13 protein-coding genes and 1 other annotated feature are annotated in these 16,207 nt (G+C 51.2%); of the genes, 7 read left to right on the top strand and 6 right to left on the bottom strand.

The features are described 5' to 3' along the window. The first annotated feature begins 106 nt into the window (after positions 1-106). A complete protein-coding gene (locus EVJ24_RS05090; protein ID WP_071397834.1) occupies positions 107-916 on the top strand; it encodes an NAD kinase in 810 nt (269 codons plus the stop codon). Between the two features lie 43 nt (positions 917-959). Here EVJ24_RS05090 and EVJ24_RS05095 read toward each other — a convergent pair whose 3' ends face one another. Then, complete coding sequence (locus EVJ24_RS05095) at positions 960-2,531, bottom strand: amidohydrolase (RefSeq protein WP_131440048.1); 1,572 nt, start codon at positions 2,529-2,531, stop codon at positions 960-962. Positions 2,532-2,606: 75 nt separating this feature from the next. Further along, positions 2,607-4,337, bottom strand: a complete 1,731-nt coding sequence (ezrA, locus tag EVJ24_RS05100) for a septation ring formation regulator EzrA (protein WP_131440050.1) — start codon at positions 4,335-4,337, stop codon at positions 2,607-2,609. A 236-nt stretch (positions 4,338-4,573) separates the two neighbouring features. Between ezrA and EVJ24_RS05105 the strand changes: the two genes are divergently transcribed. Then, a complete protein-coding gene (locus EVJ24_RS05105; protein WP_131440052.1) occupies positions 4,574-5,056 on the top strand; it encodes a GAF domain-containing protein in 483 nt (160 codons plus the stop codon). A 222-nt stretch (positions 5,057-5,278) separates the two neighbouring features. After that, on the top strand, positions 5,279-5,878 hold the full coding sequence (gene rpsD / locus EVJ24_RS05110) for a 30S ribosomal protein S4 (RefSeq protein ID WP_131440054.1): 600 nt from the start codon (positions 5,279-5,281) through the stop codon (positions 5,876-5,878). 35 nt (positions 5,879-5,913) lie between these two features. Here rpsD and EVJ24_RS05115 read toward each other — a convergent pair whose 3' ends face one another. Together EVJ24_RS05115 and tyrS are read right to left on the bottom strand one after the other, a co-directional pair. After that, positions 5,914-6,540 carry a GTP pyrophosphokinase gene (locus tag EVJ24_RS05115; protein ID WP_131440056.1) on the bottom strand — a complete coding sequence of 209 codons (627 nt, stop codon included), beginning with the start codon at positions 6,538-6,540 and terminating at the stop codon, positions 5,914-5,916. 107 nt (positions 6,541-6,647) lie between these two features. Further along, positions 6,648-7,895, bottom strand: a complete 1,248-nt coding sequence (gene tyrS / locus EVJ24_RS05120; RefSeq protein WP_070329484.1) for a tyrosine--tRNA ligase — start codon at positions 7,893-7,895, stop codon at positions 6,648-6,650. Positions 7,896-7,943: 48 nt separating this feature from the next. Beyond that, positions 7,944-8,140: a binding site (T-box leader), on the bottom strand. A 167-nt stretch (positions 8,141-8,307) separates the two neighbouring features. On the opposite strand from tyrS, the gene EVJ24_RS05125 reads away from it, so the two are divergent. Beyond that, on the top strand, positions 8,308-10,776 hold the full coding sequence (locus tag EVJ24_RS05125; RefSeq protein ID WP_131440058.1) for a transglycosylase domain-containing protein: 2,469 nt from the start codon (positions 8,308-8,310) through the stop codon (positions 10,774-10,776). A gap of 43 nt (positions 10,777-10,819) precedes the next feature. Here EVJ24_RS05125 and acsA read toward each other — a convergent pair whose 3' ends face one another. Beyond that, positions 10,820-12,526 (bottom strand): acetate--CoA ligase, encoded by a 1,707-nt coding sequence (gene acsA / locus EVJ24_RS05130; RefSeq protein WP_131440060.1) that lies wholly within the window; start codon positions 12,524-12,526, stop codon positions 10,820-10,822. A 156-nt stretch (positions 12,527-12,682) separates the two neighbouring features. On the opposite strand from acsA, the gene EVJ24_RS05135 reads away from it, so the two are divergent. The 3 genes from EVJ24_RS05135 to EVJ24_RS05145 are packed head-to-tail and all read left to right on the top strand — an operon-like array spanning position 12,683 to position 15,122. Continuing rightward, entirely contained in the window at positions 12,683-13,312 is a 630-nt protein-coding gene (locus EVJ24_RS05135; protein WP_071397839.1) for a GNAT family N-acetyltransferase, read from the top strand. Positions 13,313-13,323: 11 nt separating this feature from the next. After that, positions 13,324-13,956 carry an acetoin utilization AcuB family protein gene (locus EVJ24_RS05140; protein ID WP_070329481.1) on the top strand — a complete coding sequence of 211 codons (633 nt, stop codon included), beginning with the start codon at positions 13,324-13,326 and terminating at the stop codon, positions 13,954-13,956. Further along, positions 13,953-15,122, top strand: a complete 1,170-nt coding sequence (locus EVJ24_RS05145) for an acetoin utilization protein AcuC (protein WP_131440062.1) — start codon at positions 13,953-13,955, stop codon at positions 15,120-15,122. Before EVJ24_RS05140 ends, EVJ24_RS05145 begins: the two co-directional genes overlap by 4 nt. 49 nt (positions 15,123-15,171) lie before the next feature. Here the strand turns inward: EVJ24_RS05145 and ccpA are convergent, their stop codons facing one another. Next, the gene (gene ccpA, locus EVJ24_RS05150) at positions 15,172-16,185 is read right to left on the bottom strand and encodes a catabolite control protein A (RefSeq protein ID WP_070329438.1); all 1,014 of its coding nucleotides are present in this window, start codon (positions 16,183-16,185) and stop codon (positions 15,172-15,174) included. Between the last annotated feature and the right edge of the window lie 22 nt (positions 16,186-16,207).

A 16,207-nucleotide genomic window follows, 5' to 3' on the forward strand; every position in this document is an offset into this window, starting at 1 on the left:
AAGACAAGCATCCTGCTTCAGACGGCCTGATTGTCATTTTCCCTATATCGGACGCCTAAAACAAGTTATAATGAGAAGGACACAATTGACAAAGGGGATGATTTAGATGAGAAACAACGTGTATCTGCACCATCGTAACGTCAACGAGTTCACGAAAGAGGTAAAGAAATTAAGAGAGATCGGGGAGAAACATGGTTTCAACATCATGGACCGCCCGGAAGATGCCAACATCATCGTCGCCATCGGGGGAGATGGCGCGTTTTTACAGGCCGTCCGTTACACCGGGTTCCGTCAAGACGCCATCTATGTCGGTTTCGGCCGCGGCCTCAACGAATTTTACTGTGACTTCGATATACATAAACTCGACGAAGTCGACCGTTTATTCTCGGATAACTCTGCCCGGATCGAAGCCGGTCTCGAAGTACGGAAATATCCGCTCTTATCCGCTTCGATCAACGAATCGTCGCCACTCCTCTGCCTGAACGAGGCATCGATCAAATCGAGTATCATCAAATCGCTCGCGATCGAAGTCTACATCGACGACCTCCACTTCGAGACGTTCCGCGGGGATGGAATGGTTGTATCGACACCGACGGGATCGACCGCCTACAATAAATCGTTGAATGGCGCGGTCGTCGACCCGCTCATCCCATGCATGCAAGTGAGTGAAATTGCTTCAGTGAACAACAACCGTTACCGCACGCTCGGCTCAGCGTTCATCGTCCACGATTCACGTAAGCTGTCGCTCCGCATCGTTGAAGACGGAAACGATTATCCGATTATCGGTATGGATAACGAAGCGCTTAGTTTGAAGTATACAGACCGGATCGACATCGAATTGTCGGACAAGGTCGTCAAAACGGTCAAGTTGAAAACCAACTCGTTCTGGCACAAAGTGCAACGCTCTTTCTTCTGAACTGACAAAGGCTAGTCGTCCATCGCGGACGACTAGCCTTTTCTCATGCTTTGATGACGTCCGCCTCGTAGACGGGCGAACCTTCGACGACGGTCATGACAAGTCGGTTGTTCAAAATATCTTGTCCGTTCAAGTCAAAGAAATCTTCTTCCCAAACGGTGAACGTCGCGTTATAGCTTTGAATCAACAGGCCGTCACGGCCATGTGTTCCGGTCGCGACACGTGGCGAGTAGGTGAAACTCCGTAGCGCCTCGTACATCGACAGACGTTCCGGTGGATTCAGTGCACCCGACGCTTCAAACGATTGTCGTGTCACAGCGGCATAGAGCCCCTTTCTGACGTCGACAGAAGAGATCGGGGCATCACTCCCCCCGAGTACGAGCGCACCCGTATCGAGCATCGATTTGAACCGATACGCGTCGTCGACCCGTTCGTTGCCTAGGCGGTCGAACAACAAGTCCATATCATCCGACAAAAAGACCGGTTGCGCGTCGATGAGGACCGGCAACGCACTGATCCGCTTCAACAGCGAATCGTTCAATAGCGAAGCGTGGATGATGCGGTCGCGCGTCCCTCGTTTCGCCGGATACTTCTCGAGCAGCGTGATGAACTGCTCAGCCGCCGCATCTCCGATGACATGAGCCGCAACGTTCATCCCGTATGAGCGCGCTTTTTTGACGAGCGCCTCGAGGTGGTCCGGGCGGTGGACTTCGATCCCGCGCTGCCCGACTTCATCAGCATACGGCTCGGACAAGAGCGCCGTCCGACCGCCGAACGAACCGTCGACGAAAATCTTCATCGCCCCGAAGTCGAAGCGTAGGCGCTTCGCGAGCGCATCTTTTTGCAGCAATTGATCAACGACTTGTTCATGGACGAGCAGATGGGCATGGAACGGAAGTTCTTGAAGCACATCTTCATATGCTTGAATCGTCTCGAGCGGGTCTCCGTGGTAGAACAAGTCTTCCGTGTGGGCTCCGACGATCCCATGGGCGAACAACGAGTCGACGGCCCGACGGATCGAGGCGACGTTCTTCTCACGATTTCCGCCGAGCTCTTTATGGAGCAGATCGAGCGCCGCATCGTACAACACGCCGTTCAATTTCCCGTCATCATCACGTCCGAGCTTTCCGCCTTCGATGACGGTGTGATGAATGAGGCCTAAGCGCTCGAGGCCTTTCGAGTTGACGACGGCGACGTGGCGACAGACGCGCTTCAAGACGACCGGGCGATCCGGAATGACGGCATCGATCATCTCACGTGTCGGCATCTGTCCGAGCAGACGATCGTTAAAACCTTCAGCGACGATCCAGTCGTCCCCTCCCGACTTCGCTTTCATCGCTTCGAGCAAGGCGTTTAAATCCGTCGTCTCGGTCGCGTCGATGCGGTCGAGCGCCTCGCCATATCCGATCAAGTGAATGTGCGAGTCCGTAAACGCCGGATACACGCTCTTCCCTTCGAGGTTCACAATCTGTTTGATCCGGCCCGCGTATGTACGGCGAAGATGACCTTCCTCCCCGAGTTTCAACACGCGTCCGTGCTCGACATACATCGCCCGTGCCATTTCATGTTCTTTGTTCAGCGTATAGATCTTTCCGTTTACCCAAAGCGTTCCCATCACAAAATTCCTCCTCGATTCAAAAAAGATTGACGTCTACGTTAATTCCCGTTTACGTCAATCTTCATGCATAGATTATTTTCGAAGCATATCTTGTTGTTCCAAACCTTTTTCAACACGTTGACGGATCTCGCGAGCCGCTCCTTCGTCGAAGCGCCCGAGCACACGTTCACCGATTTCGACGGCCGTACCGTACTCGCCGTGTAAAAACTTGTTCTCAGCGAGCGTCAAGGCGACATGCACCTCGTTATCACGACGACGGTACCGATTCGCATACTGGAGCAACTGTTCCGCATAAGTCACTTGCCGGAGCAGCGCTTTGACGCGGTCACGGAAGTTATCCATCGTTTCCTCGACATCGTGACTGAGGCCGACGATATACGTCATGTTGAACGGTGCCTTCTCGAACTGTTCATCTAGCGACTGCACCCCTTTTTGAAGTTGTCGCATGTCACTCGTCAAATCAGTCGGAACGACCGGCATCGCACTCTTCGCCAAGAGGCGACGGTGAGCGGACAATTCCTTCTTCCATGACTCGAGTTTATTTCGAACTTCGAGCTCTTCTTTACGAAGCGAGTTCGTATTTTCGATAAACCGTTCATGCATCGCACCGAACTGGTCGAGTGACCGTTTCGCATCTTGCACTTTTGATTTGATCAGACTGAACGGAATCACCTGAGCGACGAGTGCTTGTTCGATATCAAGGACGTTCGCCGCGAGCACCGCACGTTCCCGGTCCAATTGTTCGAACTCCTCACCGACCCGGGCATTGATCTCATAGTTGCTGACAAGCCGCGACATCTCTTGGTGAAGGCGCGTCATCAATTCGTTCGTCTGCCGTTCGCGTTCTTTGACCCCAGCAAACTCTTTTTTTACGTACTGCCTTGCATCGACCTCGGAGCTGAACGCCTCGAACAATTGATCGATATCCGAACTGAGTTGCTGCATGTCCGTTTCAAAGTGTTCAAAATCAAGCTGTTCGATCCGAGTCATGAGCGCGAGACGGCGGTCTTCTGCCTGCTCGATCTCTTCGACTAACCCGAGCGTCTCGAGGGCGTAGCCATCCATCTGCATTTCTTTATGACCCGCACGCAGTTGATTCAGTTGGTGCTTTAAGTCAAATTGAACCGTCCGGACAAACTGGGGAATCACTTGAACGAGTTCTCGGATCTTCGTCACCTTTTCAGACAGGACTTGACCGGCCATGAACGCCTCTGAGACTTGCCCTTCTTGCTTGAGGGTCATCATCTCGGTCCGTTTCGCTTCCGCAACAGCGATTTCGGTTTCGACGAGATCGTACGTCGGGCCAAAAGCGCTATTTTGAGAAATGAGCGTCTTGCGGAACTGATACAGTTCTTTCTCGTCTTTTTTGACGATATCTAGCAGGGAGGCATGATGGTCGTTAAACTCTGCCATCTCATCGAGCATCGCGTGAACCATCGATTCGAGTTCTTCGATCAACTGTTCGGTCGCAGCCAAGTCTGATTTGACTTTAAGGAAACGATATTTGTCGAGGTCTTCCTCTGAACGGTATAACGCCTCATCGATTTGACCCGTGTGGACGCTGACGAGTTCATCCCACGACTGGTGCCAGCGTTCGAATTTTTCTTTCGTTTCGCCTTCCATCGGCCACTGTTTGAACTTTTGAAGCTCGGCCGGGACACTCGCACTTAAAATGCCTTGTTTTCGCATATCCAAATCATCAATTTTCTGGTAAAAACTTCGTCTAGCTAGCATACTACCTAACATTGCTCCTAGAGCGATGACAATAATTCCAATTAAAATTCCGTATATTCCGTAATCCATCTCTGTAACAACCTCCAAGCCGCTTTCGTGGACTTATGTATCTTAAAGAAGAAAATGAAGTATTTTATAAGTATAGATATTAATAATCATATTATAGAAACAATGTTTTGCATAGGTTTTCCAACGGTTTAGGGAGAGAATGTTATTTTTCGCGAAAATCTTTTTGGGAGACAAAATAAAAAAATGCGTGTACCATGATGCTAATCTGAAATATATCTCGATTAGGAGGGAAATAAATGTTCCAAACTACTACTTACTCTGGCGACCTTGCCGCCGGCTATTCATTACTTAACAAGCAACTCGCTGCCCTGCTCGAAGGAGAGACGAACCAAGTCGCTAACCTTTCGAATGCGAGTGCTCTGCTCAACCAGTTCCTTGACCGTATCAACTGGGTCGGCTTCTATTTGACTAACGGTGATGATAGCCTCATCCTCGGACCGTTCCAAGGTCTTCCGGCTTGTGTCCATATCGCCTTCGGCAAAGGCGTCTGCGGTACGGCCGCTTCGACACAAGAGACGCAGTTGATCGCCGACGTCCACCAATTCCCAGGCCATATCGCCTGCGACGCGGCCTCAAACTCCGAAATCGTCGTCCCGCTCATCCGTGACGGCAAAACGATCGGCGTCCTCGATATCGACAGCCCTGAGTTCGACCGCTTCTCAGAAGTCGATCGCCAAGGGTTAGAACAATTTTGCCAAACATTACTTCGCTTCATCTGATTGACAAGCTGTCCAATCCATCGTATACTGATTTTTGTGCATGAAATGACGATAGCAGTCCTAGACAGACGTATCCACCTTTCGGGCCTCGACTGAGTCGGAGGAGCATCTTGTAGCTTCGCTATCAAGTGAAGGTGCTTGAACCTAGAAAGGGGCGTCACCCGTCTTTGACACCGTTGTTCTTTTGTGCAAAATACATGAACAACAAGGAGGAGTCCAATCATGGCTCGTTACACAGGTCCAGCTTGGAAACTCTCGCGTCGCTTAGGCATCTCGCTTAGCGAAACGGGTAAAGAATTAGCAAAACGTCCTTACGCACCAGGCCAACACGGCAATGGTCGTCGTAAAATCTCTGAATACGGTCTTCAGCTTCAAGCGAAGCAAGCACTCCGTCACATGTACGGAATCAACGAGAAGCAATTCCGTCGCATCTTCAACGATGCTGGGAAAATGCAAGGTATCCACGGTGAGAACTTCATGTTCTTGCTCGAGTCACGCCTTGACAACCTCGTTTACCGTATGGGCCTCGCTCGCACACGTCGTGGAGCACGCCAACTCGTCAACCATGGTCACATCCAAGTTGACGGTTCACGCGTAGACATCGCGTCTTACCGTGTAAAACCAGGTCAAGTCATCTCAGTTCGCGAAAAATCGAAAACTTTCAAAGCGATCGCTGAAGCTCTTGAAGTAGCACCAGCTACAAAAGAGTACATCACATTCGACGCTGAGAAACTCGAGGGTACGTACGTACGTATGCCTGAGCGCGCTGAATTGAACGACCAAATCAAAGAGCAACTCATCGTTGAGTACTACTCACGTTAATGCTTTTATCCCCTTCTCTCGAGAAGGGGATTTTTTTATTGTTGTAAAATCTGTTCGCGAATCCGGCCCATCTGCGTATCGAGCGCGTCTGCCATACGAGCCGCTTCGATAAGCTCTTGTCGCGACGTCTCGGGGATTTTTTGCTGATACTTATATTGAAGCTTATGTTCGGTCGCCGCCCAAAAATCCATCGCGAGCGTCCGGATTTGAATCTCGGCCGGCACCCAGATGACACGTTCCGCCAAGTACACTTTCGTCCGCACGATCAGATGGAGACTGCGGTAACCGCTCGGCTTCGGATGTTCGATATAGTCTTTGATGACGTCGATCTGTAAGTCGTCCCGCTTTTTCAAGTGATCGAGAATCGCGTAGATGTCATCGCGGAAACTCGTGACGATCCGTACGCCGGCGACGTCATAAATATTGTCCCATAACGCTTCCACTTCGAGTGGGAGCTGTTTTTGATTCATCTTTCGAATGATCGACGGTAACGTCTTCATCCGCGTCTTCACGTGCTCGATCGGCGAATAGCCAAGCCGTGTCTGCCAATCGAGGTCGATGATGCCAAGGTCGCTCTCAAGCTCCGTGATCGCCATCTCGTAATAGCGGAACCGTTCCCGCCACTGATGAAACTGTTCGCCAAAAAACTCTTCGATATCCATTAGACGTCCTCCTCGTTCTCTATATTTGAAATGGTATCAGACCATACCTGATTTGACACAACAAAAAAAGTCCATGTTCGCAAACTTTGCGGACATGGACGGACCGGTTAGACGTGACGGATCACGAAGTATTTCTTTTTGCCTCGGCGGATGATTGTGAAGTCCCCGAGTGTGTCTTCACGCGTGACGAGCTTGTCGAGCGCTTGCTCGCGTTCGCCGTTCAAGTAGATCGCCCCGTTTTGGACGTCTTCGCGCGCTTGGCGTTTCGATGGAGCGATTTTCGCCTCGACGAGAAGATCGACGAGATTGCGTTCGCCGTCAAGCTCGAACTGCGGCATCCCTTTGAACGCGGCATCCATATCCTCGGGCTTGAGTGTCTTCAAATCGCCGCTGAAGAACGCTGTCGTGATGCGTTCCGCTTGGTCAAGACCCGCCTCACCGTGGACGAGCTTCGTCATCTCCTCGGCAAGACGGCGCTGTGCCGCACGTTTTTCAGGTGCTGCCGTCATTTCCGCTTCGAGCGCGTCGATCTCTTCATGCGTCATGAACGTGAAGTACTTGATGAACTTGATGACATCGGCATCGTCGACGTTGATCCAAAACTGGTAAAACTCGTACGGTGTCGTCTTGTCCGCGTCGAGCCATACCGCACCACCGGCCGTCTTCCCAAACTTCTGTCCGTCCGACTTCGTGACGAGCGGCACAGTCAGACCGAACGCCTTCTCCGAATGGCCGAAGCGACGGATCAATTCAAGCCCGGCCGTGATGTTGCCCCACTGATCGCTGCCGCCGACTTGGAGACGGCAGTTCTCTGTCTCGTATAACTTCAAGAAATCAAACGATTGGAGCAACATGTATGAGAACTCCGTGTATGAAATCCCGTTTTCCATGCGCGAATCGACCGAGTCTTTCGCGAGCATGTAGCTGATCGGGAAGTGTTTGCCGATGTCACGTAAGAAATCGATGATCGACAGCTCTTCTGTCCATTCATAGTTGTTGCGGATCGTGATCGGGTTCTCCCCTTCGAGCGGGAGGAAGCGGCTCAACTGATCTTTGATCCGGTCAGAAAATTCTTTGACCGTATCGAGCGTGTTGAGCGAGCGTTCGTCCGACCGTCCTGACGGGTCGCCAATCATCCCGGTCGCGCCACCGACGAGCGCGATGACGTGGTGTCCCGCCTCTTGGAAACGCTTCAACGTCAAGATCGGTAGCAAGTGTCCGATATGGAGCGAGTCCGCCGTCGGGTCGAACCCTGTGTATAGTGTCGTCGGTTTGCTCAGTTGTTCTTTCAATCCTGCCTCATCCGTCATTTGGTTGACGAGCCCTCGAAATTCTAAATCTTTTAATAGTTCCATGTTTTCCACTCCTTCAATTGACATAAAAAAAACGCCCCTTCTCAAATGAGAAGGGACGGAGATTCCGCGGTACCACCCTAATTGCCACAGCCGTGGCCACTTAAAACGAGAGATAACGGTCCCAACCCGGCCGAATGGCACGCTCCAAAAGTGTAATTCATCGTTGACATTGGCTAGTTCACAGCACCCACTAGCTTTCTGGACAAGCGGTCAACCGACTACTTCGTTTTTTTCATCGCGTCTACTATTATTGACTATGCTATTCATTTTATAAGTTACGTTTCCTCGTTGTCAACTGGAAGATTGAAACTTGCATTAGTCTGCTCATTCACGATAAGGTGGGCAAGGACTTGTGCTATAATCGTATATAATACTGTCTAAAATAGTTTTACACCATATTAAGGAGGCTGTCATGCTGCAGAAGATTCGAGACATATGGAACACACCAAAGTCGTTGAAAGCTCGCCGTTATGCCAATGTATTTTATGATGTGTCGTGGAACGTTTTGCTCCTCACCATCATCTCTGTCGTCCTCATCGGTTTCTTAGGTGCCGGGATCGGGGCCGGATATTTCGCATCACTCGTTAAAGATATGCCGACTCCAGCCTATAAAACGATGACGTCACAAATCAATACGTACTCATCGACGTCCGAGATTTACTTCGGAAGCGGTGAACGGATTGGGAACTACACGACCGATGAAGTTCGGGTACCGATCACGGTCGATAAAGTTTCACCTTTCGTCGTCGATGCCTTACTCGCCACCGAAGACGTCGAGTTTTATGAACACGACGGCGTCGTCCCGAAAGCGACGCTTCGGGCCATCCTGCAAGAGGCGACCGGTTCGGAAGAGCGGACAGGTGGTTCAACACTAACCCAACAGCTCATTAAAAACCAAATGCTGACGAACGAGGTCTCATTCGAACGGAAAGCAAAAGAAATCCTGCTTGCCCTCCGTTTAGAGAAAGCGATGGACAAAGATGAGATTTTAAACGCCTACTTGAACGTCGTCTCGTTCGGACGTAACTCGATGGGACGCAACATCTCAGGCATCGAGGCCGCCTCTCGTGGCGTCTTCAACACGTCGGCCGAGAAGCTGACGTTGCCGCAAGCCGCTTTCCTCGCCGGGATTCCGAAAAACCCGTTCCTTTATACACCTTACTATCAAGGCGGGGTCATTAAAGAAGACGTATCACCGGCGATCAACCGGATGAAAACGGTATTGAATCGGATGTATGTCGCAGGCAAGATTTCTAAAGAAGAATATGATGCCGCATATAATTACGACATCACGCAAGACTTCATGAAGACACAGTCGAAGCCGCGGGACCGTTATCCGTATGTTGTGGATGAAGCCGAGCTTCAAGCACGTGAACTCGTCACAAATTACTTGCTCGAACAAGATGGCATCGTATTATCAGATTTAAAGACCGAAGAACAAGATACGATTCGAACGACATATGCTAAACGAGCGCACAACATGTTACGTCAAGGTGGTTTCAAAATTCATTTGACGCTTGATAAAGAAATTCACGAAGCGATGCAACAACCGGCTAAAAATGCAAATAACTTCGCCCCTAATCAATATATCGCAGAAGAAGACCGCAATTTGCCAGAACAGACGGCAGCTGTCATGCTCGAAAACAAAACTGGACGAGTTCTTGGATTTGTCGGAGGCCGATACATTAACGGTAAAACTGACGAGGTGAACCGCGCCTTGCGTATGGAGCGTCAAATCGGATCGACAGCGAAACCAGTTCTTGTTTATGCAAATGCTATTGAAGCTGGAATGATTACACCTGAGACAACCATTCTGGATGAACAATACTTCTATAAATTCACCGGTCCAGGACAGCCGAAAAAAGAAGTAATGAACGAAAGTAGAACACATAACGGTGCAGTGACAGCGCGTGAAGCGTTGAAACGCTCCCTGAACGTACCAGCTGTTAAAATTTATGAAGAGCGCAACCAAAAACCAGCCGATACGCAAAAACTCGTTGATATGGGTATTCCGGTGTCTGAAGCAAACCGTACAGCTTCGGCAATGGCGCTAGGAACTGGTGAAGTTACTCCGGTCGACTTGGCATCGGCTTACGCGATGCTAGCTAACTACGGTGAACATGTTGAACCGTACTTCATCGAACGCATCGAGTACAATGGTGAAGTCATTTTTGAGAAACAAGCGAAGAAGACGCGTATCTATACAGATCGTACTTCGTACCTTGTTATTGATATGCTACGTGACGTTTACTCGTCGGGTACAGCGACATACGCTAACTCGCTCTTGAACGTCCCTGGCGACTGGATGGGTAAAACCGGTACAACCAATAATCGACGCGATTCGTACTTGGTCGGTTCAACGCCAAACGTCACGCTTGCTGTTTGGTCTGGATTCGACTCTCAGTTTGGTGAATTGGTCAACAGTGGTGAAGTAGGTCAGTATTACCAACGTACGCAACGGATCTGGTCACAGACTGCTAACCTCGTGTACGCTGATAAGCCTGAAATTTTCAACACAAACGCACGATTCAGCCAACCAGCTAGCGTCAAACCTAGCGACTTCAAAGACTCTGGAACGTTCTCTGAGAAGAAGAAACTCGAAGAGAAGAAGAAAGAAGAGGAAGCGAAGAAGCAAGCTGAAGAAGCAAAACAGCAAGCCGAAGAAGCCAAAGAAAAGGCTGAACAGGCACAGCAAGATGCCGAGGCACAACGCGACGCTGATGCAAAAGCTGAAGCTGAAGCGAAGAAACAAGCAGAGGCCGCACAGAAAGCCGAAGCTGAAGCCAAGAAGAAAGCTGAAGCTGAAGCCGAGGCTAAGAAAAAAGCCGAAGACGAAGCAAAAGCAAAAGAAGACGCCGAGAACGAGGCGGACGCATCATAACGCAAAGAAAGGTCGACACATCGCGTGTCGACCTTTTTTATGCTCAATCTTCCATCGTCGATAAGTCTCCGGCCTCAAGGTTCAACTCCCACGCTTTGAGGACGCGACGCATAATTTTCCCGCTCCGTGTTTTCGGAAGCTTGTCTTTGAACTCGATCTCACGCGGTGCCGCATGGGCCGCCAAACCTTCTTTGACGAATTTTTGGATCTCTGCTTTCAATTCGTCCGATGGCTCATAGCCTTTGCGGAGCGCGATGAACGCCTTGATGATCTCACCGCGGATCGGATCCGGTTTCCCGATGACTCCGGCTTCGGCGACAGCCGGATGCTCGACGAGGCGGCTCTCGACTTCGAACGGTCCGACCCGCTCTCCTGCCGTCATGATGACGTCATCCACTCGGCCTTGGAACCAGAAATAGCCGTCCTCGTCCATATAGGCCGAATCACCAGACACGTACCAGTCACCCCAGAAGTAGCTCTCGTACTTGGCATCATTTTTCCAAATTTTACGCATCATCGACGGCCAAGGCGTCTTCAATGCCAAGTTGCCCATCCGATGCGGTGGTAGCGGTTGGCCACGGTCGTCTAAGATCGCCGCCTCACAGCCAGGAATCGCTTTCCCCATCGACCCCGGTTTAATGTCCATCGTCGGATAGTTACAGATCATCATCGCTCCTGTCTCCGTCATCCACCACGTGTCATGAATGCGTAGTCCGAACGATTCGTTACCCCAGCGAATGACTTCCGGGTTGAGCGGTTCGCCGACCGATAGAATGTGGCGCAGTGATGACAAGTCGTACTTCTCGAACGCTTCTTCCCCCGCGCCCATCAACATCCGGAACGCTGTCGGCGCGCTGTACCAGACGGTGACGCCGAACCGCTCGATGACCGAGTACCAAAACTCAGGGTTGAACCGTCCGCCGACAATCACGTTCGTCGCCCCGTTCAAGAACGGCGCAAAAATTCCGTAACTCGTACCCGTCACCCAGCCCGGGTCAGCGGTGCACCAGTAAATATCGTCCGGTTTCAAATCGAGCACCCATTTCCCGGTCATTAAGTGCTGGACCATGGCGTTATGGACATGCAAGACACCTTTTGGTTTCCCGGTCGAGCCCGACGTATAATGCAAGATCATGCCGTCTTCCCGGTCGACCCACGTAATATTAAGATCGGTCGATGCATCGTGCGCCAGTTTCCGGTAATCGATGATTTTCCCTGACTCGTCGACGTCGTCGCCAACAAGCAAAATTGTCTCAAGATGTGGCAATTGATCGACGGGTATACGCGGCAACAGCGCCTCTGTCGTCACGATGACTTTCGCTTCCGCGTCGAGCAACCGGTCGTGTACAGCCTGTTCCATGAACGCCTCAAATAGCGGTCCGACAATCGCACCGAGCTTTAACGCACCGAGTAAAATAAAATAAAGTTCTGGACTCCGTGGCATGAAGATAAAGACACGATCGCCTTTCTCCACCCCAACCGATTTCAGAACATTTCCAGCGCGATTGCTTTCCTGTTTCATCTGCGCGTAAGTATACCGCTCTTCCCGATCCCCATCGAAATAGAGCAGTGCCAGTTTGTCCGCCAGCTCCCCTTCAGCGTGACGGTCAATCGCCTCGTACGCCATGTTGACATTTCCAGTCAAGTTCCAAGACAATAATGTTTCTGCTTGCGTCCACTCGAACGACTGACAAGCCTCTTCATACGACGCCAATTGATGCTCCCCTGATAACGCTTTCAATTTTTCCATCGTCAAAGATTCGCCTCCCCCTATAATGAATGGTGTAACCACTTTCAGTATAGTGTTAATATTATGACAAATCAATGAATTTCCAAAAACTCCAAAACAGTGTGAACGTTGCGCAATGAAAGCGCTATAATAGAACGTGAAGAAGGTGGTGACTCCATGGAAAAACAATATCATTCAAAAGTGTGGGAAACCTCACTCGGAGCCGTAATCATCGATGGACCAATCGAGAGCGACGTGCTCGCAACGTATCGGCTTGATGAAGGCTTGACTGCGTTTCGAGAGCCAGAAGACCAACATAAGGCGCTCGTTGAAATTGCCGGGTTGAAAGAAGGACGGATCATCGTCGCGCGCGTTGACGACCTCGTCATCGGTTACGTCACGTATTTATATCCGGATCCGTATGAACGTTGGAGTGAGGGCAATGATCCGTATATTCTCGAGCTCGGCGCCATCGAGGTGAGCCCACGCTTCCGGGGACAACGGATCGGTAAACAGCTACTCGAAGTGTCGATGCTGGATCCACATATGGATGATTTTTTAATCTTGACGACGGAATACTATTGGCACTGGGATTTAAAAGGAAGCGGTCTGTCGATTTGGGACTACCGCAAAGTGATGGAGAAAATGATGAACCACGGCGGTCTTGTCTTCTATCCGACCGACGACCCGGAAATCGCGTCCCACCCGGCCAACTGTCTGATGGCCCGCATCGGAAAAAACGTGCGGCAAGAATCGATCGATCACTTCGATTCACTCCGGCTTCGACGCCGGTTCATGTATGACTGAGGAGGGTTACGATGCTGATTGAGCAAATGATGAATCGCCACGTCGTGACGATTCAACCGACCAATACGATTGCGCACGCGGCAAAACTCATGCGCGACCATAAAGTACGCCACTTGATCGTCACCAATCCGGCCCGGCAAGTCGTCGGGATTGTCGGTCAGTTCGAGATGAGCGGCGCCACAAGTGTATTTCATCCAGAGAGTGAGCGTGCCGACTTTAAAAACCCGGTCTCGAGCATTATGCGTCAGGATGTGACGACGGCCCACCCGTACGATTTTTTTGAAGACGCGGCGGCCCTGTTCTATGAATATCGTTTGACGTGCCTGCCGATCGTCGAACAAGGGAAACTTGTCGGTGTGTTGACCGAAACCGATTTACTTCGTTATTTCGTCCAATTGACGGGCGCACTCGAACCGAGCTCGCAAATCGAGATCCTCGTCGAGAATACGACCGGGGCACTTGAAAAAGTGACACGGCTCTTAGCAAAAACGAACGTGAATATCATCAACGTCTTCGTACATCCGACACCCGATCCATATAAGCGAATCATCTCATTCCGTGTTCAAACGATGAACCCGCTGCGCATCATCGATCGATTAAAGCGAGAAGGTTTTGACGTACTGGGTCCGGAGATGTTCCAATGAGACCCGCCTACATATTCGGGGAGAATGAGAACTCGTACCGCTTCCACGCGGATCATCCGTTCAATCCGATCCGTTTAGAGCTGACGACATCTCTTCTGGTCGATTCCGGAAAACTGTCAGCCTCTGAGTGGATCACCTCACCGATCGCTTCAGTCGAGTCGCTCGCGCTTGTCCATGACGTCGACTACATCGAGGCCGTCCAAGCAGCTGCCGCGGGTAAACTGTCAGGGCTGAAAGCAAATAAATTCGGACTCGGGACGGAAGATACCCCCATCTTCCCAGCTATTCACGAAGGAGCTGCCCGGCTCGTCGGCGGAACGATGCATGCGCTTGAACTCGTCGCGAGCGGACAAGTCGAACGCGCTTTTCACGTCGGTGGCGGGCTCCATCACGGGATGAGACGAAAAGCGTCCGGCTTTTGCGTCTATAACGATGCCGCCGTCGCCATCGCTCACGTCCGCAAGCAATACGGGACGCGGGTCCTCTACGTCGATACAGACGCTCACCACGGAGACGGTGTCCAATGGCTGTTCTATGATGACGCTGATGTGATGACGCTTTCAATCCACGAGACCGGCCGCTACCTCTTCCCAGGCACAGGGGCGGTCACAGAGCGCGGCAACGGGAACGGCTACGGCTATAGTTGGAACGTCCCGATTGATGCTTTCACCCAAGACGAATCGTTCCTGCGCTGTTACGAGACTGTGCTCCGGGAAGCGTGTGAGTGGTTCAAACCAGATATCATCTTGACGCAGAACGGGGCTGATGCGCACGCGTTCGACCCGTTGACGCATCTCGCCTCGACGATTCATACGTTCGAACAAATCCCTCAAATCGCCTCTCGCCTCGCCGACGAGTACACGGAAGGACGACTCGTCGCCCTAGGCGGCGGCGGGTACGACTGGTTCCGAGCTGTCCCGCGCGCCTGGTCGCAAGTGTGGGCCGGATTGACACGCGAAGCTCCGTACGCAGGCGACATCCCGTCCGCTTGGATTGAACGGTGGCAAAACGAGTCAGACCAGCCGTTGCCGACGAGATGGGATGATCATTCGTACACGTTCGACCATATTCCGCGACGGCAACAAATCGAAGAGAAGAACTGGGAAGTGACGAAACGCGCATTTTGGCCGTTCATCTCAAACGACCGCAAGTCACTTTACTTATGAAAAACCCGATGTAAGTTGGCAATTGCCAACTTACATCGGGTTTTTTGATTCAGTCTTTTCGTAACGAGTCACGACGCTCGATCCGGTGCGGCAAGACGACGTTCTTCTCTTCGATTTCTTCAGCATTCAAGATTTTCGTCAATAATCGCATAGCGACAGCTCCGATGTCATACATCGGTTGAACGACCGTCGTCAACTTCGGACGAATCATCGTGGCGAGACGCGTGTTATCGTGACCGACGACTTCAAAATCGTTCGGCACAGAATACCCAGCGTCTTGAATCGCATGGATGACGCCGAGTGCCATCTCGTCCGTACCGGCGAAGATTGCTTTCGGGCAGTCATCGCGTCCGAGCATCTTTTGCATCGCTTCAAGGCCAGACGCATACGTATAGTTCCCAAGGATGACATCGTTCTCACGGAACGGAAGTCCTGCATCCTCAAGGGCACGGCGATAGCCAGAGAACTTCTTCTCGCCATTGATTTGTTGCTCGAGCGGCCCCGTGATGAAGCCGACTTGTTTATGGCCGTGGCCGATCAACATTTTGGTTGCGTCATAGGCAGCCTGCTCATAGTCGATATTGACCGCTGGGAGGTCATACCCTTGGTTCAACGTCGCTGCAAGAACGATCGGGACCGGTGATTTTTTGAACTCATCGACGAGGTCTTCGTGAAGACGGCCGCCCATGAAGATGATCCCATCGACTTGTTTACCGAGTAACGTGTTCAACAAATGAATTTCCTTGTCGCGGTTCGAGTCCGAGTTGCCGAGGATGATGTTGTATTTATACATCGTCGCCACGTCCTCGATTCCGCGTGCTAAATCAGCAAAAAAGATGTTTGAGATGTCTGGCACGATGACGCCGACTGTCGTCGTCTTTTTACTCGCGAGACCACGTGCGACGGCGTTCGGACGATAACCGAGTCGATCGATTGCTTCCTGTACTTTTTTACGGGTTGTCGGTTTCACGTTCGGGTTTCCGTTGACGACACGTGAGACGGTCGCCATTGACACCCCGGCTTCGCGTGCGACGTCATAGATTGTGATATTGTTACTGTTCATTAAAACTCCTCCTACAAGCAAT

It is taken from the genome of Exiguobacterium sp. SH1S21 (genome assembly GCF_004337175.1).
Lineage (GTDB): Bacteria > Bacillota > Bacilli > Exiguobacteriales > Exiguobacteriaceae > Exiguobacterium > Exiguobacterium aurantiacum_A.

Bases quoted from the DNA above. Each gene is read 5' to 3' on its own strand.
- EVJ24_RS05090 (WP_071397834.1), top strand. From the start codon at position 107: ATGAGAAACAACGTGTATCTGCACCATCGTAACGTCAACGAGTTCACG.
- EVJ24_RS05095 (WP_131440048.1), bottom strand. From the start codon at position 2,531: ATGGGAACGCTTTGGGTAAACGGAAAGATCTATACGCTGAACAAAGAA.
- ezrA (WP_131440050.1), bottom strand. From the start codon at position 4,337: ATGGATTACGGAATATACGGAATTTTAATTGGAATTATTGTCATCGCT.
- EVJ24_RS05105 (WP_131440052.1), top strand. From the start codon at position 4,574: ATGTTCCAAACTACTACTTACTCTGGCGACCTTGCCGCCGGCTATTCA.
- rpsD (WP_131440054.1), top strand. From the start codon at position 5,279: ATGGCTCGTTACACAGGTCCAGCTTGGAAACTCTCGCGTCGCTTAGGC.
- EVJ24_RS05115 (WP_131440056.1), bottom strand. From the start codon at position 6,540: ATGGATATCGAAGAGTTTTTTGGCGAACAGTTTCATCAGTGGCGGGAA.
- tyrS (WP_070329484.1), bottom strand. From the start codon at position 7,895: ATGGAACTATTAAAAGATTTAGAATTTCGAGGGCTCGTCAACCAAATG.
- EVJ24_RS05125 (WP_131440058.1), top strand. From the start codon at position 8,308: ATGCTGCAGAAGATTCGAGACATATGGAACACACCAAAGTCGTTGAAA.
- acsA (WP_131440060.1), bottom strand. From the start codon at position 12,526: ATGGAAAAATTGAAAGCGTTATCAGGGGAGCATCAATTGGCGTCGTAT.
- EVJ24_RS05135 (WP_071397839.1), top strand. From the start codon at position 12,683: ATGGAAAAACAATATCATTCAAAAGTGTGGGAAACCTCACTCGGAGCC.
- EVJ24_RS05140 (WP_070329481.1), top strand. From the start codon at position 13,324: ATGCTGATTGAGCAAATGATGAATCGCCACGTCGTGACGATTCAACCG.
- EVJ24_RS05145 (WP_131440062.1), top strand. From the start codon at position 13,953: ATGAGACCCGCCTACATATTCGGGGAGAATGAGAACTCGTACCGCTTC.
- ccpA (WP_070329438.1), bottom strand. From the start codon at position 16,185: ATGAACAGTAACAATATCACAATCTATGACGTCGCACGCGAAGCCGGG.